General features: G+C 60.8%; 18 protein-coding genes, 4 tRNA genes and 1 pseudogene. 17 read left to right on the top strand and 6 right to left on the bottom strand.

The genetic code is table 11. The features are described from left to right. Positions 1–63: 63 nt before the first annotated feature. The 6 genes from JFU58_RS00740 to JFU58_RS00715 all read left to right on the top strand — a co-directional run bounded on the left by JFU58_RS00740 (position 64) and on the right by JFU58_RS00715 (position 6,024). Entirely contained in the window at positions 64–1,731 is a 1,668-nt protein-coding gene (locus JFU58_RS00740) for an AMP-binding protein (RefSeq protein WP_201139695.1), read from the top strand. Positions 1,732–1,762: 31 nt separating this feature from the next. After that, a complete protein-coding gene (locus JFU58_RS00735) occupies positions 1,763–2,206 on the top strand; it encodes a hotdog fold thioesterase (protein ID WP_063028231.1) in 444 nt (147 codons plus the stop codon). Positions 2,207–2,304: 98 nt separating this feature from the next. Beyond that, complete coding sequence (locus tag JFU58_RS00730) at positions 2,305–3,114, top strand: alpha/beta fold hydrolase (RefSeq protein ID WP_063028233.1); 810 nt, start codon at positions 2,305–2,307, stop codon at positions 3,112–3,114. Then, positions 3,111–3,965, top strand: a complete 855-nt coding sequence (locus JFU58_RS00725) for an alpha/beta hydrolase (RefSeq protein ID WP_093207610.1) — start codon at positions 3,111–3,113, stop codon at positions 3,963–3,965. The genes JFU58_RS00730 and JFU58_RS00725 overlap by 4 nt, the downstream gene beginning before the upstream one ends. 102 nt (positions 3,966–4,067) lie before the next feature. Next, positions 4,068–4,886 carry a DUF4892 domain-containing protein gene (locus tag JFU58_RS00720; RefSeq protein ID WP_177071977.1) on the top strand — a complete coding sequence of 273 codons (819 nt, stop codon included), beginning with the start codon at positions 4,068–4,070 and terminating at the stop codon, positions 4,884–4,886. A gap of 73 nt (positions 4,887–4,959) precedes the next feature. Beyond that, a complete protein-coding gene (locus tag JFU58_RS00715) occupies positions 4,960–6,024 on the top strand; it encodes an AI-2E family transporter (RefSeq protein ID WP_063028239.1) in 1,065 nt (354 codons plus the stop codon). 28 nt (positions 6,025–6,052) lie between these two features. On the opposite strand, the gene JFU58_RS00710 is transcribed toward JFU58_RS00715, so the two are convergent. Continuing rightward, entirely contained in the window at positions 6,053–7,090 is a 1,038-nt protein-coding gene (locus tag JFU58_RS00710) for a sensor histidine kinase (protein WP_063028241.1), read from the bottom strand. After that, positions 7,090–7,854, bottom strand: coding sequence for a response regulator (locus tag JFU58_RS00705; protein WP_063033925.1), 765 nt, complete (start codon positions 7,852–7,854; stop codon positions 7,090–7,092). The genes JFU58_RS00710 and JFU58_RS00705 overlap by 1 nt, the downstream gene beginning before the upstream one ends. Positions 7,855–8,144: 290 nt before the next feature. On the opposite strand from JFU58_RS00705, the gene pyrF reads away from it, so the two are divergent. Continuing rightward, a complete protein-coding gene (pyrF, locus tag JFU58_RS00700; protein ID WP_063028243.1) occupies positions 8,145–8,843 on the top strand; it encodes an orotidine-5'-phosphate decarboxylase in 699 nt (232 codons plus the stop codon). 139 nt (positions 8,844–8,982) lie between these two features. On the opposite strand, the gene JFU58_RS00695 is transcribed toward pyrF, so the two are convergent. Then, positions 8,983–9,990: an NADP-dependent oxidoreductase gene (locus JFU58_RS00695; protein WP_201139694.1), complete on the bottom strand. Its 1,008-nt coding sequence runs from the start codon at positions 9,988–9,990 to the stop codon at positions 8,983–8,985. A 227-nt stretch (positions 9,991–10,217) separates the two neighbouring features. Here JFU58_RS00695 and JFU58_RS00690 point away from each other — a divergent pair, with 227 nt between their 5' ends. The 4 genes and pseudogenes from JFU58_RS00690 to JFU58_RS32490 all read left to right on the top strand — a co-directional run bounded on the left by JFU58_RS00690 (position 10,218) and on the right by JFU58_RS32490 (position 14,690). Then, positions 10,218–10,979: an SDR family oxidoreductase gene (locus JFU58_RS00690; protein WP_177026583.1), complete on the top strand. Its 762-nt coding sequence runs from the start codon at positions 10,218–10,220 to the stop codon at positions 10,977–10,979. 203 nt (positions 10,980–11,182) lie between these two features. Next, the gene (locus tag JFU58_RS00685) at positions 11,183–12,607 is read left to right on the top strand and encodes an aminotransferase-like domain-containing protein (RefSeq protein WP_201139693.1); all 1,425 of its coding nucleotides are present in this window, start codon (positions 11,183–11,185) and stop codon (positions 12,605–12,607) included. 115 nt (positions 12,608–12,722) lie between these two features. Beyond that, a pseudogene (locus tag JFU58_RS32495) lies at positions 12,723–13,829 on the top strand (HAMP domain-containing protein); the annotation flags it as partial. Next, positions 13,809–14,690 carry a methyl-accepting chemotaxis protein gene (locus JFU58_RS32490; protein ID WP_421549623.1) on the top strand — a complete coding sequence of 294 codons (882 nt, stop codon included), beginning with the start codon at positions 13,809–13,811 and terminating at the stop codon, positions 14,688–14,690. The pseudogene JFU58_RS32495 and the gene JFU58_RS32490, both read left to right, overlap by 21 nt. 36 nt (positions 14,691–14,726) lie before the next feature. Here JFU58_RS32490 and JFU58_RS00675 read toward each other — a convergent pair whose 3' ends face one another. Both JFU58_RS00675 and JFU58_RS00670 read right to left on the bottom strand, forming a co-directional pair. Next, complete coding sequence (locus JFU58_RS00675; protein WP_201139691.1) at positions 14,727–15,539, bottom strand: alpha/beta fold hydrolase; 813 nt, start codon at positions 15,537–15,539, stop codon at positions 14,727–14,729. A gap of 121 nt (positions 15,540–15,660) precedes the next feature. Then, a complete protein-coding gene (locus JFU58_RS00670; protein WP_207198168.1) occupies positions 15,661–16,419 on the bottom strand; it encodes a hypothetical protein in 759 nt (252 codons plus the stop codon). 370 nt (positions 16,420–16,789) lie between these two features. Here JFU58_RS00670 and JFU58_RS00665 point away from each other — a divergent pair. From JFU58_RS00665 to JFU58_RS00650, 4 genes are all read left to right on the top strand, one after another. Further along, a tRNA-Glu gene (locus JFU58_RS00665) sits at positions 16,790–16,865 on the top strand. Positions 16,866–16,868: 3 nt separating this feature from the next. Continuing rightward, positions 16,869–16,944: transfer RNA gene (locus JFU58_RS00660), tRNA-Gly, on the top strand. Between the two features lie 104 nt (positions 16,945–17,048). After that, positions 17,049–17,124: transfer RNA gene (locus JFU58_RS00655), tRNA-Glu, on the top strand. A gap of 3 nt (positions 17,125–17,127) precedes the next feature. Beyond that, positions 17,128–17,203: transfer RNA gene (locus JFU58_RS00650), tRNA-Gly, on the top strand. Between the two features lie 67 nt (positions 17,204–17,270). Here JFU58_RS00650 and JFU58_RS00645 read toward each other — a convergent pair. After that, positions 17,271–18,062 carry a response regulator transcription factor gene (locus tag JFU58_RS00645; RefSeq protein WP_201139689.1) on the bottom strand — a complete coding sequence of 264 codons (792 nt, stop codon included), beginning with the start codon at positions 18,060–18,062 and terminating at the stop codon, positions 17,271–17,273. A 137-nt stretch (positions 18,063–18,199) separates the two neighbouring features. Here JFU58_RS00645 and JFU58_RS00640 point away from each other — a divergent pair, with 137 nt between their 5' ends. Beyond that, positions 18,200–19,303, top strand: coding sequence for a polyamine ABC transporter substrate-binding protein (locus JFU58_RS00640; RefSeq protein ID WP_063028255.1), 1,104 nt, complete (start codon positions 18,200–18,202; stop codon positions 19,301–19,303). Between the two features lie 315 nt (positions 19,304–19,618). Next, the gene (locus JFU58_RS00635) at positions 19,619–19,864 is read left to right on the top strand and encodes a hypothetical protein (protein WP_093207624.1); all 246 of its coding nucleotides are present in this window, start codon (positions 19,619–19,621) and stop codon (positions 19,862–19,864) included. Positions 19,865–19,943: the final 79 nt, after the last annotated feature.

Raw genomic sequence — 19,943 nt, 5'->3', positions numbered from 1 at the left:
ATGAAATAGTCCACCCAAGCAAGTGCTTGGTTGGCGATCATCGGAACACAAAGGAGCGCGTCCATGTCTGTCGCTTTTCGTTTGCCGTTGCAGGTCTTCTTCGAACGTGAAGCGCGACACCCGCGCCAACGGTTTCTGGTCCAACCCATCAAAGGCGGCGAGGTCCAAACCCTCACCTGGGCCGATGCCGGCCACCAAGCCCGCTGCGCCGCCCACTGGCTGCGAGCCCGCGACCTGCCCCAGGGCTCCCACATCGCCCTGATCTCGAAAAACTGCGCCCACTGGATCATCGCCGACCTCGCCATCTGGATGGCCGGCCACGTCTCGGTCCCGCTCTACCCCAACCTCACCGCCGACTCCGTCGCCCACGTACTCGAGCACTCCGAAGCCGCGCTGGCGTTCATTGGCAAACTGGACGACTGGCCCGCCATGTCCGCCGGAGTAAAGGCCGACCTGCCCACCATCAGCCTGCCGCTGTGCCCCGAGGGCGAATTCGATTTCACCTGGGCCGACCTGCAAGCTTGCTCCCCCATCCAGGACAACCCCGCGCCCGCAGCGTCCGATCTCGCCACTATCATCTACACCTCCGGCACCACCGGCCTGCCCAAGGGCGTGATGCACAGCTTCGGCGCCCTGGCCTTCGCGGCCATCCGCGGCACTGAACTGTTCGGCCTGGGGGAGGGCGACCGCCTGCTGTCTTACCTGCCGCTGTGCCACGTCGCCGAACGCATGTTCGTGGAGATGGCGTCGATCTACACGGGGCAAACCGTATTTTTCGCCGAGAGCCTCGACACGTTTCTGGCAGACCTCAAGCGGGCCAGGCCGACAGCACTGTTCGGCGTACCGCGCATCTGGACCAAATTCCAGATGGGCGTCTACGGCAAAATCCCCGCAAGCCGCCTCGACACCTTGCTACGCCTGCCCTTCATCGGCAAACGAGTCGGCCACAAAGTGCTCGCCGGGTTGGGCCTGGACGCTGTGCGCGTGGCGCTCTCCGGCGCAGCCCCCGTGCCCGAAGCCCTGTTGGTCTGGTACCGCAGGCTCGGCCTGGATGTGCTGGAGGTCTACGGCATGACTGAAAGCTGCGGCTATTCCCACGTGTGCCGCCCCGGCGAGCAGAAAATCGGCTGGATCGGCCCGCCATGCCCGGACGTTGAAGTGCGCATCGGTGACGACGGCGAAGTCCAGGTGCGCAGCGGCGCGACCATGCTCGGTTATTTCAAGGACCCGGTGAAAACCGCAGAAACCATCACCGCCGACGGCTTCCTGCGCACGGGCGACAAGGGCGAGCAGGGCGCCGATGGCCGACTGCGGCTGACTGGACGGCTCAAGGAAATTTTCAAGACCAGCAAAGGCAAATACGTGGCCCCGGCGCCGATTGAGAACCGCCTGGCCGAACATGCGCGTATCGAACAGGTGTGCGTGGTGGGCGATGGCTTGAGCGCGCCCATGGGCCTGTGCGTGTTATCGGTGGTGGGCCTGCAAGATGCCGATGGACAGGGGCGGCAGGCATTGCAGGGCAGTCTCGAGCGCCTGCTGGAAGAGGTCAACCAGGCGCTGGATAAACATGAGCGCTTGCGCCAGCTGGTGGTGGTAAAAGACAGTTGGGCGGTGGAAAACGGTTTCCTCACGCCCACCTTGAAGATCAAGCGTAACGTGATTGAAGCCGTCTACGGGCCACAGTTCCTGGACTGGAGCGCGCGCTCCGAAGCCGTGCTGTGGCAGGATTGAGCACTGACATAAAACCAATAAGGACCGATCAATGAGCCTGTGGCGCACCCAACCGAATATCGAACAACTCAATGCAATCCAGAAAAACACCATCGGTGAAGTGCTGGATATCCGCTTCGAAAGCTTTGACGACGAGTCCCTGACCGCCAGCATGGTGATCGACCACCGCACCCATCAACCCTACGGCCTGCTGCACGGCGGCGCGTCGGTGGTACTCGCGGAAACCGTGGGCTCCATGGCAAGTTATCTGTGCATCGACGCCAGCAAGTTTTATTGCGTGGGCCTGGAAATCAACGCCAACCACTTGCGCGGTTTGCGCAGCGGGCGGGTGACGGCGGTGGCCAAGCCGATTCATATCGGACGCACCACCCACGTATGGGACATCCGCCTGACCAGCGATGAAGGCAAGGCCAGCTGCATATCGCGACTGACCATGGCCGTGGTGCCGCTGGGCGAGAACCCGCCGGCCCGATAGGCGTGGCGTGAGTGTCATCATTCCTGGCAGTTACAGTCATTGCCGTGACTGTCCGGTCTGGGGAGAATCAACACTCTGTTTACGGTGATGGATCTGGTATGTCGCAGCACGTGTTTTTCGCTCACGCCAATGGCTTTCCTTCGGCGACCTACGGCAAATTGTTTGCCGCCCTGGCCCCGGAGTACGCCGTCGCGCATTTGCCGCAACACGGCCATGACCCCCGATTTCCGGTGGATGACAACTGGCAGAACCTGGTGGACGAACTGATCCACCACCTTGAGCAACAACCCGAGCCGGTGTGGGGCGTGGGCCATTCGTTGGGTGGCGTGTTGCACTTGCACGCGGCCATGCGTTGCCCGCAGTTGTATCGGGGGGTGGTGATGCTCGACTCCCCGGTGCTGACCCTGGCGGATCGCTGGGTGATCCGTGCGGCCAAGCGCTTCGGCTTTATCGACCGGCTGACCCCGGCGGGTCGCACCCTGGGCCGACGTGAAGAGTTCGCCGACCTGGCGGCAGCGCGCCAGTACTTCGCCGGCAAGACCCTGTTTCGCGGCTTTGATCCCGACTGTTTTGACGCCTACCTGCATCACGGCCTGGAGCAGGTGGGCGACCGCCTGCGTCTGCGCTTTGATCCGGCCACCGAGATCAGCATCTACCGTGGCGTGCCCCACACCAGCCCCGGCCAGGCCCGGCAACTGAAGGTGCCACTGGCGGTGGTGCGTGGTCGGCAGAGCCGGGTAGTGATGCGTCACCATGCCAGCGGTGTGGGGCGCATGCCCATGGGCGAAATGCTGACCATGCCCGGCGGCCACATGTTTCCCCTTGAGCGCCCCCAGGACACCGCCACCTTGATCAAAAACCTGTTTGCCCGCTGGGAAGCTCGCCAGCGCGAGCGCAGTTGCGCATGACTGCGCCTGTCGAAGAAGTCCGCCTGGCGCTGCCGCACATCGAGTTGGCGGCGCATCTGTTCGGCCCTGAAGACGGCCTGCCGGTCATCGCCCTGCATGGCTGGCTGGACAACGCCAACAGCTTTGCGCGCCTGGCGCCGAAACTCCATGGCCTGCGCATCGTCGCGCTGGACATGGCCGGCCATGGTCATTCGGCCCATCGCCCCGTCGGTGCCGGTTACTCCCTGTGGGATTACATCCACGATGTGCTGCAAGTCGCCGAACAACTGGGATGGAAACGTTTTGCATTACTTGGCCACTCCCTCGGCGCCATCGTTTCCCTGGTGTTGGCCGGTGCCTTGCCGGAGCGCGTAACGCACCTGGGATTGATTGATGGCGTGATCCCGCCGACCGGCACCGCAGACAACGCCGCCGAGCGCCTTGGGATGGCGTTGCAGGCGCAATTGAACCTGCAGGACAAGCGCAAACCGGTGTACAGCACCCTCGATCGTGCGGTGGAAGCGCGGATGAAAGGCGTAGTGGCGGTCAGCCGCGAAGCAGCCGAACTGCTGGCCCAGCGCGGCCTTATGCCAGTTCCGGGCGGTTACACCTGGCGCAGCGACAGTCGTCTGACCCTGGCTTCCCCCATGCGCCTGACAGAGGAACAGGCGATGGCTTTCGTCCGTCGAGTCGGCTGTCCGACACAGCTGGTGGTCGCTGAAGACGGCATGCTGGCGAAACATTCCGAATTGCTTTCCGGGCTTCCGTTCCAGGTGACCACCTTGCCCGGTGGCCATCATTTGCACCTGAACGACGAGTCAGGGGCTACCCTTGTTGCAGACTGTTTCAATCGGTTCTTCTCCACGCCTTGACTTGGCGGGGTCAACTGCCGAGGCTGGGCGGATCGAAAGGGAGTCAACCATGAACGATCTCAACACCGCAGCGCACCCCAATGGCCAGGGCGCGCTCATCCGATGAGTATGCCGAAGGGATTTATCCGTATTCTGGGGCTGTGCTGTTTCAGCCCGCTGGTGTTTGCCGCCGACGTGCCGGGTAGCCAGGACTTGCCCGCTGTGGCCCGTCAGGTCGACGCGCAGATCGTCGACTACCGCCCCGCCGAAGATAAAGAACGCATCTACCCGCTGGGCTCGATCCGCAAGATCAGCGGCCAGTTGCGCTATGAAGCCCAGGCCACCGCCCGTGGGCTAAACACCGCCATCACCTACGAACTGCCCGCTGAACACACCTCCAGTGCCGCCTTTACCGCCACCCGCGAAGCCTTGCAGGCCCAGGGCGCGCAGTTGCTGTTCTGGTGCCAGGCCCGCGATTGCGGCGAAAGCAGCCTGTGGGCCAATGAAGTCTTTGGCAACGCCAAGCTGGTGGGCGCCGACGGCCAACAGGAATACCTGTTGCTACGTCTGGCAGCACCTCAGGACAACTCCCTGGTCGCGCTGTACGGTATCACCCGGGGCAATCGCCGGGCGTATCTGCATGTAGAGCAACTGGACGCCAGCGCACCGCTGGGCGACTTGCTGCCGACTTCCGCCACGCTGCTGCGGGAGCTGAAAAGCACCGGCGAGCTGGACTTCCCCAAGCTGGGCGCCGAACCTGACGCCACCTGGCTCACGCTTATTTCCCGTGGATTGAACCTGGATGCCACCCTGCGGGTCAGTTTGACCGGGCCCACTGCCGAGGCATGGCGCCAGGGCTTGATCGATCAGGGCGTACGTGCGGCCCGCCTGGAAACCGGCACCGCCGAGGCGAAGGGTTTGCACCTGCATCTGATACGCTGACCGTTCCAGGGCGAACGGACCCGCGCCGTTCGCCTAAGCTCTTCCTCTTACAGACTTCTTTTCGAGAAACCACATGCTCAATAACGATCGCCTGCTGGTGCAGATCCTGCTGCTGGTGTTGTTTGGTGCCAGCTTCTGGGTGATGGCGCCGTTCTGGTCGGCGCTGTTCTGGGGCGCGGTACTGGCGTTTGCCAGTTGGCCGGTGATGCGCCTGCTCACCCGCTGGCTGGGTGGGCGCGAATCCCTGGCGGCCGGAATCCTCACCCTGGTCTGGATGCTGTTGGTGGCGTTACCGCTGGTATGGTTGGGATTCAACCTGGCTGACCATGTACGCGACGCCGTGGGCCTGATCAAGGATATTCAGGTGGATGGTTTGCCTGCGGCGCCGACCTGGCTGGGCTCCATTCCGTTTGTCGGCGAGCGGTTGGTGGCGATGTGGGACAGCATCGACCAGCAGGGCGCGGCGCTGATGGTCACGTTGAAACCTTACTTGGGCCAGGTGGGCAACTGGTTACTGGCTCGCAGTGCGCAGATCGGTGGCGGCATCCTGGAACTGACCCTGAGCCTGGTGTTCGTGTTCTTTTTCTACCGGGACGGGCCGCGCCTGGCGATGTTTGTCCATCGCCTGCTGGAGCGGTTGATCGGCGACCGGGCGGGCTACTACATCGAACTGGTCGCGGGTACGGTGCAGCGGGTGGTCAACGGTGTGATCGGCACCGCTGCCGCCCAAGCGCTGCTGGCGCTGATCGGCTTCTGGATTGCCGGGGTGCCGGGAGCATTGGTGCTGGGCATCGTCACGTTCCTGCTGAGCCTGATTCCCATGGGGCCGCCGCTGATCTGGATACCGGCCACCGCCTGGCTGGCGTGGAAGGGCGACTACACCTATGCGGTATTTCTGGGTGTGTGGGGCACATTCATCATCAGTGGCGTGGACAACGTGCTCAAGCCCTACCTGATCAGCCGTGGCGGCAACCTGCCGCTGGTGATCGTGCTGCTGGGGGTGTTTGGCGGGTTGATTGCGTTCGGTTTCATCGGCCTGTTCATCGGCCCGACGCTGCTGGCCGTAGCCTATAGCTTGCTGACGGACTGGAGCGCTAGCCAGGCTCAGGTACGGCGGGAAGATAAAGCCGGGCAGTAATGTTTCAAACAGGGCGTAGGAATAACTCCTACGCCCTCGGCAACCACATTACCGCTGTCAGGCCGCCGCCCGGCGTTTCTTCCAGGCTCAACCTTCCGCCCAGGCGTTCCACCGCTTCCTTGGAAATCGTCATCCCCAAGCCCACGCCGCCGGAGTTCCGGTTGCGCGAGCCTTCCAGCCGATAAAACGGCTCAAATACCGCCTCGCGTTTATCCGCTGCAATCCCCGGCCCATGGTCGATCACCTTGACCACCAGCGCCTGTGGGCTGTCCGCCAGCTCGATACGCGCCGTGCCGGCATAGCGCAGGGCGTTGTCGATCAGGTTGTTCAGGCACGAGCGCAGGGCCATCGGTTGCACTTGCAGCGGCGCGCATTCACCACTGCATTGCACGTCGGAGCCGCGGTCCTGGGCGTTTTCACTCAGGGATTCCACCAGCGCCTGCACGTCCAGCCAATGCCGGGTTTCGCTGGTGCGCTGCTCGTGCAGGTAGCTCAGGGTGGCGTCGAGCATGCCGATCATGTCGTCCAGGTCCTGGCGCATCTGGCCTTGCAGCTTGGTGTCTTCGATCTGTTCCAGGCGCAGCTTGAGCCGTGACAGCGGCGTGCGCAGGTCGTGGGACACCGCGCCCAGCATGCGGGCACGCTGGGTGACCTGTTCGCGGATACGCTTTTGCATCAGGTTGAAAGTCGACGCCGCTTGCCGCGCCTCCCGTGGGCCGGACTCGTTCAACGGCGGGCTGTCGAGGTCCAGGCTCAGTCGTTCGGCCGCAGCGCTCAGGCGTTGGATCGGCCGGCTGAGCAGCTTGGCACCGTACCAGGCGGCGATGATCAGCGAGATAAACTGGAAGGTCAGCGGCACCACAGGCCCGCCGAACCAGGGACGACGATGCTCCTTGGGCATTGGCGTCAGGGTGCCGTCTGGCTGCTCGATGAAGGTCTCGTGGGGCGGTGGCGGCGGCGGGCCATAATGGTGAAACCAGAAGAATGCCAGCACGTGGGCCAGCACAATCGCCACCAGCAACACACCGAACAGCCGCCCGAACAGGGTGTTGAAGGCGTTGCGCATCAGCCGATATCCCGGGCGTCGAACAGGTAGCCTTCACCGCGCACGGTCTTGATCAGTTGCGGGGCCTTCGGGTCGTCACCGAGTTTTTGGCGCAGGCGCGAGACCAGCAGGTCAATGCTGCGATCAAAGGCTTCGATGGAGCGACCCCGGGCCGCATCCAGCAATTGCTCGCGGCTCAACACCCGGCGCGGGCGCTCGATAAACACCCACAGCAAACGGAATTCGGCGTTGGACAGCGGCACCACCAGGCCATCGTCGGCCACCAGCTGGCGCAGTACGCTGTTGAGGCGCCAGTTGTCGAAGCGGATATTCGCCCGTTGCTCGGTGCGGTCATCCCGCACGCGACGCAGGATGGTCTGGATGCGGGCCACCAGTTCGCGGGGCTCGAAGGGCTTGGACATGTAATCGTCGGCCCCCAGTTCCAGGCCGATGATGCGGTCGGTGGGTTCGCAGCGGGCGGTGAGCATCAGGATCGGGATGTCCGATTCAGCCCGCAGCCAGCGGCACAGCGACAGGCCATCTTCGCCCGGCAGCATCAGGTCGAGCACCACCACGTCGAAGGTTTCGGCTTGCATGGCGTGGCGCATGGCGGCGCCATCGGTCACGCCGCTGGCGAGGATATTGAAGCGCGCCAGGTAATCGATCAGCAGTTCGCGGATCGGCACGTCGTCGTCGACGATCAGCGCACGGGTGTTCCAGCGCTTGTCTTCACCCACAAGCGAGCCTTTTTGATCGTCATTCAGCACAGGAGTCAGGGTTTGCATGGTGCGATCATCTACCTGGTGGGCCGCCGGGCCGAGGATCGGCGGCGAGGTTGTTGCGTTCAGCATAGGCGCCCAGCACCGGGGCTGGAAGTTCTGTACGGTGGTTCACGTGTGCGAGGCTAATCTTCGGGGGTATTGCAGGCATGTCGGGAATGTATCTGTTTCGACACAATTGCTCGGGAGCCCGCAATCTGGCGGCTAAATCGCGAATTACCGATCATCGGATCCCGCAAACGCGCTGCTTGCGCTACAATCCGCGCCGATTTCGACTTGCCTGAGAGCCCATTCCAATGTCCGTCTGCCAGACTCCTATCATCGTCGCCCTGGATTACCCCACCCGTGACGCCGCACTGAAACTGGCTGACCAGTTGGACCCCAAGCTTTGCCGGGTCAAGGTCGGTAAGGAACTGTTCACCAGTTGCGCCGCGGAAATTGTCGGCACCTTGCGTGACAAAGGCTTCGAGGTGTTCCTCGACCTGAAATTCCACGATATCCCCAACACCACCGCGATGGCGGTCAAGGCCGCCGCCGAGATGGGCGTGTGGATGGTCAATGTGCACTGCTCCGGCGGTTTGCGCATGATGGCGGCGTGCCGTGAAGTGCTCGATCAACGCAGCGGCCCCCAGCCATTGTTGATTGGCGTGACCGTGCTGACCAGCATGGAACGGGAAGACCTGGCCGGCATCGGCCTGGACATCGAGCCACAGGAACAAGTGCTGCGCCTCGCCGCCCTGGCGCAAAAGGCTGGCCTGGACGGCCTGGTGTGCTCGGCGCTGGAAGCCCAGGCATTGAAGACCGCCCACCCGTCGCTGCAGCTGGTAACCCCGGGGATTCGCCCGGCGGGCAGCGCCCAGGACGACCAACGTCGCATCCTGACCCCGCGCCAGGCCCTGGACGCCGGTTCCGATTACCTGGTGATCGGTCGCCCGATCAGCCAGGCGGCCGATCCGGCCAAGGCGCTGGCAGCGGTGGTTGCCGAGATCGCCTGACTAAAGCGGCCACGGTCTCTGTGGGAGCTGGCTTGCCTGCGATAGCATCGACTCGGTATCACTGAAACACCGAGTCGCCTGCATCGCGGGCAAGCCCGGCTCCCACATTAACCGTGTGTGCAGAACGATCTGCGGTGTGTCAGCTGACTTTCAGTACCAACTTCCCAAAGTTCTCACCGTTGAACAGCTTCATCAGTGTCTCCGGGAACGTCTCCAGTCCTTCGACGATATCTTCCTTGCTCTTGAGCTTGCCCTGAGCCATCCAGCCGGCCATTTCCTGCCCGGCAGCGGCAAAGTTCGCCGCGTGGTCCATCACCACAAACCCTTCCATACGCGCACGATTGACCAACAATGACAGGTAATTGGCCGGCCCTTTGACGGCTTCCTTGTTGTTGTATTGGCTGATGGCACCGCAGATCACCACGCGCGCTTTCAACGCCAGGCGGCTGAGCACGGCGTCAAGAATGTCCCCGCCGACGTTATCGAAATACACGTCCACACCTTTCGGGCACTCGCGCTTGAGGCCGGCGTGCACGTCTTCGTTCTTGTAGTCGATGGCCGCATCAAAACCCAGCTCATCCACCAGGAACTTGCATTTGTCGGCCCCGCCGGCGATGCCCACCACGCGGCAGCCTTTGATCTTGGCGATCTGCCCGGCAATGCTGCCCACCGCACCGGCCGCGCCAGAAATCACCACGGTGTCCCCGGCCTTGGGCGCGCCGGTATCCAGCAGGGCGAAATAGGCGGTCATGCCGGTCATCCCCAGTGCCGATAGGTAGCGCGGCAAAGGTGCAAGTTTCGGATCGACCTTGTAGAAAACCCGGGGCTCGCCGACGAAGTAATCCTGCACGCCCAAGGCACCGTTGACGTAGTCCCCCACGGCAAATTTCGGGTTGTTCGAGGCGATGACCTTGCCCACGCCCAGGGCGCGCATGACTTCGCCGATACCTACCGGCGGAATGTAGGATTTGCCCTCGTTCATCCAGCCACGCATGGCCGGGTCCAGGGACAGGTATTCGTTATGCACCAGCACCTGCCCGTCCTGGGGCGTGCCCACTGGTACTTCCTGGTAGGTGAAGGTGTCCCGCGTGGCAGCGCCGACCGGACGTTTGGCGAGCAGGAATTGGCGGTTGGTCTGGGCAGTCATGGCTGGGACTCTTGAGAAGTGGACCTTGAGTGATAGACCCTTCGAGCCGCACCGGCAAGGTGCGCGGTACCTGCGAATGCCCGTCGATCCACTGCAATGATAATGACGCCGGTGCCCTTATCACTGCCGCTCATGGTCCGCCAACCGGGCGTTTGATAGTGCTGACGTGCCCATGGCCGCTCTGGCTAGACTGGGGTCATCCAGCATCCCCATCGAAGGACATCACCATGAGCATGACATTTTCCGGCCAGGTCGCCCTGGTGACCGGCGCGGCCGCGGGCATTGGCCGCGCCACTGCGCTGGCGTTTGCTGCTGAAGGCTTGAAGGTTGTAGTTGCTGACCTGGACGCGGCGGGCGGCGAGGGCACTGTGGCGCTGATTCATCAGGCCGGTGGCGAAGCGGTGTTTGTACGCTGCAATGTCACCCTCGAAGCGGACGTACAGCAGTTGATGCAGCAGTCCGTGGCCACCTATGGTCGGTTGGACTATGCGTTCAACAACGCCGGGATCGAGATCGAGAAGGGCAAGTTGGCCGACGGCAGCCTGGATGAGTTCGACGCCATCATGGGCGTCAACGTCAAGGGCGTGTGGCTGTGCATGAAGTATCAACTGCCGTTGCTGCTGGCCCAGGGCGGTGGTGCCATCGTCAACACGGCCTCGGTGGCCGGGCTTGGGGCGGCGCCGAAGATGAGCATCTATGCCGCGTCCAAGCACGCGGTGATCGGCCTGACCAAGTCGGCGGCGATCGAGTATGCGAAGAAGAAAATCCGCGTCAACGCGGTATGCCCGGCGGTGATCGACACCGATATGTTCCGCCGTGCCTATGAGGCCGACCCGCGCAAAGCTGAATTTGCTGCCGCCATGCACCCGGTCGGGCGTATTGGCAAAGTCGAGGAAATCGCCAGTGCGGTGCTTTATCTGTGCAGTGACGGCGCTGCCTTTACCACAGGCCAGGCATTGGCGGTGGACGGTGGTGCGACCGCGATTTAGGAACTGATGCTGATGCCATTCAGAAAAGCGTTGGCGGCGCTGTGAGGCTTTTCTGCAGGTGGCCAGGTGCCCTGGCCGAATGTGTATCAGTAGGTAAATAATCCAATTAAATCAATGATTTAATAAATCTTCACCACGGCTGTCATTGGGCTTCTGTGCTTAACTGGTTTGGGTTAAATGACAACAGTTTAAGTGAGTGGCTCATGGATTTAGGGATCGATCGACAAGCCCTTGTACCGGTAGTGCAGCAAATCGTCAGCGCGTTGGCCGCCTGGATTCGCGAGAGCGGAGCCAGTCCCGGGACGCGGTTGCCTTCGGTTCGGCAACTGGCCCACGAGAACCTGCTCAGCCAGTCCAGCGTGATCGAGGCGTTCGAACGGATGGTTGCCCAAGGCGTGCTGGCCTCAAGGCAAGGCGCGGGTTTCTGTGTGGCCCAGCCACCCGCCGAGCGTGGCCTTCGCTGCGAAAACCAATGGTATGAGGGCGCCGAGTCCGGGTGGGGCGCCTTTGTCGACAATCAACTGGGTGAACTGAAACTGGGATGCGGCTGGCTGCCGGACACCTGGCGCGAAAGCGACGACATCAGCTACGCGATTCGTGAAGTCACCCGCACCGATACCGCCGCCGTCTTCAACTACAGCACGCCGCTGGGCCTGCCGGCGCTGCGGGAACAGTTGCTCAAGCGCCTGGCCCACATTCATGTGGCGGCCCGGGTCGACCATATCCTCATCACCCAAGGCGCGAGCCATGCCCAGGACCTGTTGATCCGCACACTGCTCAAGGCCGGCGACACCGTGGTGGTGGAAAGCCCGGGCTACGGCAACCTGTACCGCCAGTTGGCCTTTCACGGTATCAAGCTGCTGGAAGTGCCGCGCACACGCGGTGGCCCGGACCTGCCTGCACTGGAGGCGCTGTTGCTCGGGCATCGGCCCAAGTGCCTGTTCATCAACAGCCTGTATCACAACCCCACCGGTACCAGCCTGTCCCAGGGAGTGGCTGAGCGCTTGTTGCAACTGGCCCATTCCCAGGACTTCTTTATTGTCGAGGAAGACGTCTACGGCGATCTGCAACATGCCACCTGCACTCGGCTGTCGGCGTTGCCCCACGAGGACCGGGTGATCTATATCTCGAGTTTTTCCAAGACCCTCAGCAGCGCTTTGCGCGTGGGCTATCTCACGGCCAGCGGGGCGATCATCGCGCAGTTGTCCAAGGTCAAGACCATGACCGGTATCGGCACCTCGCGGTTCGCCGAGGCGGTGGTGGCGACGTTGCTGGCTAATGGTACCTACCGCAAGTGGGTGCAACGTCTGCGTCGGCGCTTGAACACCGAAATGGCCATCACCCTGCAAGTGCTGGAAGACGAGGAGTGGGAGGTTTTCGCGGTGCCTGCGGGTGGCATGTTTGTGTGGGCGCGCCCTGGTGTCGGTGATGGTTCGACGTTGTACGCGCAGGCTCGCCGGCTTGGGGTGTTGCTGACGCCGGGCGCGCTTTTCAGCCCGACGGGCGAACACAGTGACTGGCTGCGCATCAATGTGGCCTATGCTTCAGATCAGCGCGCCCTCGCGCTGTTCAAGGCCATGGGCCCGGCAGGATCGACCTCTACCATTCTGAAAACGACGAGGATGTAGCTTTTTGCCATTATTGTGGCGCCAAACGCTTGTGTTCAGGGCCCCGGGGTTGCGAATCTCGCTGCATTGAAACCGGGCTTGATGGCATTCGCCACTGCAAGAGGACTCAAGTGCAATGATTTCTGTCGTGCAACGACGTTTTGCCAACCTCGGTATGGCAAAGAAACTGGGCTTGGGCTTCGCCTTGGTGTTGCTGTTGACGGCGCTGGTGGCCGCGATCGGCGTGTGGTCGCTGCAAACCGTCGGTCAGCGCTTCGAGGGCCTGAAAGCCATGTCGGCGCTCAACAGCGGCCTGCTCAAGGTGCGCTTGATCGAGCAGGACTACGCGTTGCATGCCGACCCCAAGTCGGTGGACGCCTTGCACGAAAGCGTCGACGCATTGGCCGCCCAGGCCACGATTCTCAAGGGCCAGTCGCCCGCCAACGTCCCGGTGATGACCGACGTGGAGCAGGCGCTGGCGGCCTATCGCAAGGCGTTCGATGAGTTTGTCGAGCTGACCCAGACCAAGGACCTGGCACTGGAAATGGCCAGTTGGTCGGTCTCCAGTGTCGCCAACAATCTCGATGTGTTGCAGGCCGGGCTGGCGGACGACGGCGCCTATGGCCTCAAGGAAAGCCAGGGCAAGGAAGGCGCCGAATTTATCGAGCAGGCGGGGCAGGTCAGCCAGGTCTCGCGCCTGATGCTGCAAGCCATGAACGAAGCGCACGTGCGTCTGGATCAAAGCCGCAAGGGCGATGACGAGAACGCCGAGCAAGGCAAGATCGAGCAGGCTGACCAGGCCCTGGCCCAGGTCGAACAGCTGAAAACCACGGTCAAGGATCCCGGTTATCAAACTGTGCTTAACGAGGTATCCGGGCATATCGCGGCCTTCAGTGAAAAACTCGGTGAGTACACCGGCCTGCTGGCCCAGGAAAAGGTGGTCTATAAGCAACTCCACGAGCGTGCTGCCGAGGTGGTCACCCGGGTCAATCAGGCCTATGACGCAGAAGACGTGTCGATGCAGGCGCAGTTGAAGAAAAGCGCGTTACTGATCATTGGCTCTTCAGCCTTGGCCTTGCTGGTCGGGCTGATTGCGGCGTGGATCATCACCCGGTTGATCGTCGCCCCGCTGCGCAGCGTGATTGCGGTGGCCCAGCAGATTGCCGCCGGTGATCTCAGTGGCCGCATGGACGTCAGCCGTCGGGACGAAATGGGCCAGTTGATGCTGGCGATGCAGCAGATGAGCAGTGGCCTGAGCAATATGGTCAGTGGGTTGCAGGCGGGTATCGAGCAACTGGCCAGCTCGGCCCATTCGCTGTCCAGCGTGACTGAGCAGACCAACGTCGAGGTCAGCAGCCAGAAGGAAGAGACCGAACAGGTCGCCACGGCGATGAACCAGATGACTGCCACCGTGCACGACGTGGCGCGTAACGCCGAACAAGCGGCCCAGGCTGCGCAGACCGCGGATGACAAGGTCGACAGCGGCCAGCAGGTCGTGCGCCAGAGCTTGCAACGTATCGAGTTGCTGGCCAGTTCCGCAACCTCTGCCAGTACCAGCATCGAAAGCCTCAGTGCGGAAATCCAGAATATCGGCACGGTACTCGAGGTGATCAAAAGCGTGGCCGAACAAACCAACTTGCTCGCCCTGAATGCGGCCATCGAAGCGGCCCGGGCGGGCGAGCAGGGCCGTGGTTTTGCGGTAGTGGCCGATGAGGTAAGGGCACTGGCCAAGCGTACCCAGCAATCGACCGAGGAAATCGAGCGACTGGTGAGCACCTTGCGTAGCGCGGCACAGTCTTCGGTGCAGCAGATCAAACAGAGTGGCGAATTGGTGAAGCTGGCGGTCAGTGATGCCCTGGAAACTGAAAGTGCCCTGGGCAGCATTGCAGCGGCGGTGTCGCTGATCCAGCAAATGAACCAGCAGATTGCCGCGGCGGCCGAAGAGCAAAGCTCGGTGGCCGAGGAAATCAATCGCAGCGTCACCAGCATCCGTGCCAGTGCCGATCAATCGGCGTTGAGCATGCAGGGCAACGCGGCGTCGAGCATCGAGCTGGCGCAGTTGGGCACGGAGCTTAAAGGGATGGTCGGGCACTTCCGACTTTGATCACCGCAGGCCTGCGGTGATCAAAGGGCAGGGTCGTCAGGCGTTGTTGACCAGGAAGGTCAGCAGCGCTTCGTTGACGAAGTCGGGGTTTTCGCGGCTGGAGATATGCCCGGCGTCCGGAATCAACGTCAGTGTGCAGCCGATCAAGGTCGCCATTTCTTCTGATTCGGCCGGTGGGCGTGGCTTGTCTTGCTCCCCGCACATCACCAGGGTGGTATCGGTGTCGAGGCGCGAAAGCTGCTCCAGCACATCGGTGCGGCTGAAGATAATCCGGCCCAGGGGCACGATGCTTTGCAGCAGGCGTTCTTTCGGAAAGACCTTCAGTGCGTTGCGAAAATCCTGGTACAAGGCAGATTCCCGGTCGATGCCGGGGCGGAAGAAGATCGGCGCCACCACATCCAGCAGCGGCTCCGGAATGGCGCCGGCATCTTCGATCATCTTGAACAGCGAAAAATAGTACTGGCGAGTGGCTTCCGGCTCGGCACCCAGGTGCGTGTCCATCAGTACCAGGCTGTTGACCCGCTCGGGTGCCAGCAGCGCCAGGCGTGCGCCCCACATGCCGCCGACCGACAAACCCACGAGGTTGACCTGGGCAATGTCCAGGTGATCCAGCAGGGCCAGGTGCTGGCGTGCGAGGTCGTCCAGGGACACGGTGCTTGCAGGCAGTGGGCCGGACTCGCCGTGGCCCCATAGCTCGGGGACGATCACTCGGTATTGTTGGGAAAGGGCTTCTATCTGCGGTGCCCACATCTGGCTGTCCCACAGGTAGCTGGAACCGAGGAGAACGGCCGGGCCGGTGCCCTGGTCGAGGTAGTGCAGCGGTTGTCCATCGATGATCACGACAGGCATGGCGAGGCCCTTTTCGTTAACGGAGAGAGGGGCCTTTTTTACGCTATTCGGGGGGAAGGGGATAGGTGCAGAGTGATGGCATGTGGCGAGCGGGTTTACCGCCCACCACAATGGCAGGGGATCAGTCGTAGATGGCTTTCTTCTTCCAGTCCGCGTCCGCATCCACCTCTTTCAAGCCTTGGGTCAATTCGTTGACCTCGTCTTCAGCCGGCTCGAGGTTGGTCAGCACCATGGAGTTGGCGCGCGCCAGTTGTTTCTCCAGCAATTGCAGTTGCTGGCTGTACGCCACGGGCTCCGGCTGTTTGCGCAGGTACTGCACGCCGCGTTCGAACGCCAGGCGTGCCTGGCCAGGCTGGCCTTGTTGCAGCGCGTGCTGGCCCAGGTTGTTGAAGAACTCGATGTGCAGCAACACCAGGATGTGGCGGATTTCCTTGATCCAGTGCTTGGCTTCATTGGTCGGCAGGAAACCGTCCTGGGCCGCGCGAGTGACCTGGCCATGCAGGGCTTCCAGCAGGAACCGTACATCCTTGGCCTTGGCTTCGGTCTGGATCGGGCCGGGCGGGTTGTTCACCGGAATCGATTCGCCCTGGGCCACCAGTGCGTTGAGTTCGGTGATGCGTGCCTTGAGCGCCGCATTCGACTTGTCCAGATTCAACAGGCGCTGGTTGACGTTGAGCTCCAGGCGGGTCAGCAGCAACTTGAGTCGCGGCGTCATCAATTGGCCTGGAAAGGTCTCGGTGATTTCACCGCAGCGACGCAGCCGGTCATTGAGTTCGATCCGGGTCCGGTTCTTTTCCAGCTTATTGTTTTCCACCACGTGGTTCATGTAGCCAATGGCGATCAGTATTACGATCCCGGCTATTACCAGCAGGGTGATCATGAGTGGTGTCACCGGTGTGACCTCTTTATGGGGTTTGCGTTGAAGTGTAGTGACTGGTGCAGTGGCCGGATAGGACTGAGCGACCAGTTGCGTCAGTAGTTTCTTCTATATAGCTGGGCAGTCCCTGCGTAGATGCACATTGCCATCATTTGCTGTGGCCAACTATAGCGTCTTGTGGAACGCCAGAATATAGGCGCCAAAGCCTGGACGGCGAGAAACCCTTGCAACCTCCGTAAACCACGGCGAAGTCATTGATTTAAATAAATTTATCCTTGGGGGTTGACGACCTCCCAATCCATCCATAGAATGCGCGCCACTTACAGCGTAAAGCACACAGCGAAACGCGGTAGGGAGTGAATGTTGTACGTGTGTCCCCTTCGTCTAGTGGCCTAGGACACCGCCCTTTCACGGCGGTAACAGGGGTTCGAGTCCCCTAGGGGACGCCATATGCGGGAATAGCTCAGTTGGTAGAGCACGACCTTGCCAAGGTCGGGGTCGCGAGTTCGAGTCTCGTTTCCCGCTCCAAATTTAAGCAGTGTTGCTCTCGGGCGGCACTGAGTGAAACCAGGGCATAATCTTCGGATTTAATCTCTGGGCACTGAAATACACACCATGTGTTTCAGTAGCGTGTCCCCTTCGTCTAGTGGCCTAGGACACCGCCCTTTCACGGCGGTAACAGGGGTTCGAGTCCCCTAGGGGACGCCATTTGCGGGAATAGCTCAGTTGGTAGAGCACGACCTTGCCAAGGTCGGGGTCGCGAGTTCGAGTCTCGTTTCCCGCTCCATATTTAACGAAAACGCCGATCAGCAATGATCGGCGTTTTTGTGTGCGCGGCTTTTTATCCGCCGAATCTAGTTCGGCGCGTAAGCGTCTTGCTTCGGTATAAAAAAGCGTGAGAACAGTTCGGACTGCGACTTGATGTTCAACTTGTTGTAAATGTTGCGCCGGTGCACCTTGATTGTTTCGGTAGACAGGGACAATTTGCCGGCGATCTCTTTGTTCGAAAAGCCGCTGAGCAGCAATTTGAGTACATCCTTTTCACGCGCGGTTATCTGCGTGCCGAGTTGAACGATGGCTTCCGACCACGGTGGTGGCTCACTGAGATTTTTTTCCAGGTCCGTCTCAACGCACATGCGTTGATGCATCAATGCCATGACCCAAGGCTTGATGATCTCCAGTGTGGTGATCTGCTCCGGGCTGAAGCGCACGTTACTGCCGAAGGAAATACACAGCGTTCTGTTCGCGTCGAGCTGCACGTTGTACTGCACCTCATCCACAGAGACATACGGGGCGAAATACTGGTGGTAATACTCGGTAGTCAGGAAATGCTCCGGCGCGATGTCTGACAAATGGAAAAAGCCACTCTGTGGGTTTTCACGGTTGGCTATGTAAAAAGGGTCGAGCAAATAAAGCCCTTTTACGTAGCGTTGTGTCAGTGCATCCACTTCCTCGGTGTCGGCAACTTCGGGCACGGAGATCACAGTGACGTGTTGATCGCTGAACACCAATACAACCCAGTTATCGATCTGTACGTATTCTTTTAATACGCGAACCAGAGAGCTCCAGAAAGCCGGGCGGTTCAGCTCCATGATCAGCTTGCCGGCCGACCGGTGCCAGGCCAAGTCATGAAGGTCGAGTGACATTTACTACCCCTTTAGGGTTAGGGATTCATAGGTCTGAGCTAAGTACTTGTAGGTATTTACTAATCGACGACGGCGGGTATATTCACCCACCAGTGGTGATGGCCATGAAGGCCATTCGTTATGACAAGGATAGTTATATGAATAAATCACATTTGCGAGCCATTTTTTTGGCCTCGCTTGTCTGTGTTGGCGCAAGCACGCCGGCAGCGGCGGCAGAGCCACGGGTCAATCTGTACAACTGGTTCGGGTTGATCGCCCCTGAGACGCCGAAAGAATTCGAGCAGAAAACTGGCGCCAAGATGCACGTGGATACCTTCGACAGTGCCGAGGTCATGCAAAGCAAAGCCATGGCTGGGCGCACCGGGTACGACGTCGTCGTTGCCACGTCCAATGTCTTGCCAAGCCTGATTCAGGCTGGCGTCCTGGCGCCGCTGGACCGCAGCCAACTGAGCAACTACTCCCATCTCGACCCCGAGATGATGGCGTTGCTTGCGATAAATGATCCCGGCAATCTCTACGCCGTGCCTTACTTGTGGGGCACCACCGGCATTGGCTACGACGTGGATAAAGTCAAAGCGGCCCTGGGTGATAACGCCCCGGTGGACAGTTGGGACTTGATCTTCAAAGAAGAAAACATCAGCAAGCTCAAGTCGTGCGGCGTGGCGATGCTCGACTCTCCGAGTGAAATCATCTCCATCGCTCTGCATTACCTCGGGCTGCCGAGTAACAGCCAGAACCCAGAGGATTACCTGAAGGCACAGGCGCTGCTATTGAAAATCCGCCCTTACGTCCTCTACTTCGACTCTTCCAGAACCGATGCCGACTTTGCTGATGGCAACATATGCGTGGTCGTGGGTTGGGCGAGCGGGGCACTGACGGCGCAGGCCATCAACGAGAAAAACAACACCGGGCGCAAGATTGCCTACAGCCTGCCGCGCGAAGGTGGGCTGGTCTGGTCGGAAAATTTTGTGCTGCTCAAAGATGCGCCCCATGCCAAGGAAGGTCTGGCTTTCATCAATTACATGCTTGAACCACAAGTGATTGCCAAGAGCTCGAACCACACGCTTTACCCGAACGCTAACAAGGACGCCACTGAGTTCGTCGAGCAGAAGCTGCGCGACAACCCTTGGATTTATCCTGACAAGAATACGGTTGCCACACTTGTTCCGCTTGAACCACTACCGTTGAAGTTAGAACGAATCCGCACGCGTGTGTGGACCAAGGTCAAGAGCGGTACATAACCCGCTTGGCATTCATCTTTATTGGCAGAGGGTTACATGGCTATTTGCAAAGAAACCAAAGCCGACAGTCATCAATTAGTGACGCTGATAAAGATGGTTGAGGCCTATGAGGCGCAAAGAACCCATGGCCTCGCGTCACAGGGTAATGATGAACGACTGCTGAACCGCATCAAGGCATTGCTCCATAAACATGATGGGAGGAGTCGCTCGACGAAAGTCGATCAGCGCAGGCGTATGAATGGGGCCATAACGGCCCCGCTTTATCCGTCGGCAGACTAAGGGGCTGTCGCAGCGTTTCCAGGGAGGAGAAAAATCATGCGCCATGCGGCTAACCCATACTTTCTGAAGCCGGACGAATACCAGGCCTACAAGGAAATCGAAGAACAGATCGGCCATTGCACGCCCGAACAAGCCTGGGCGATGTATTACGTCTCGAGCGGGATGGTGCGCGAGTTCATCACGCTGGCGGTGATGGAGCATATCGGTCGGGGCAATCGGGCGCTGTTGCTCGAGTGTCCCGACCTTGCTCGGCTCCAAAACAGCGGCCATGGCGCGCTCTAGCTTTTGTCGATGCATGCGTGTCGTCAACGCCTGCTCATCACCCGCGCCAAACGCAGTATGACTTCCCGGATCTCATCCC

It is taken from the genome of Pseudomonas sp. TH34 (assembly GCF_016650865.1).
Taxonomy (GTDB): domain Bacteria; phylum Pseudomonadota; class Gammaproteobacteria; order Pseudomonadales; family Pseudomonadaceae; genus Aquipseudomonas; species Aquipseudomonas yamanorum.
This window is presented reverse-complemented; position numbering and strand designations above follow the sequence as displayed.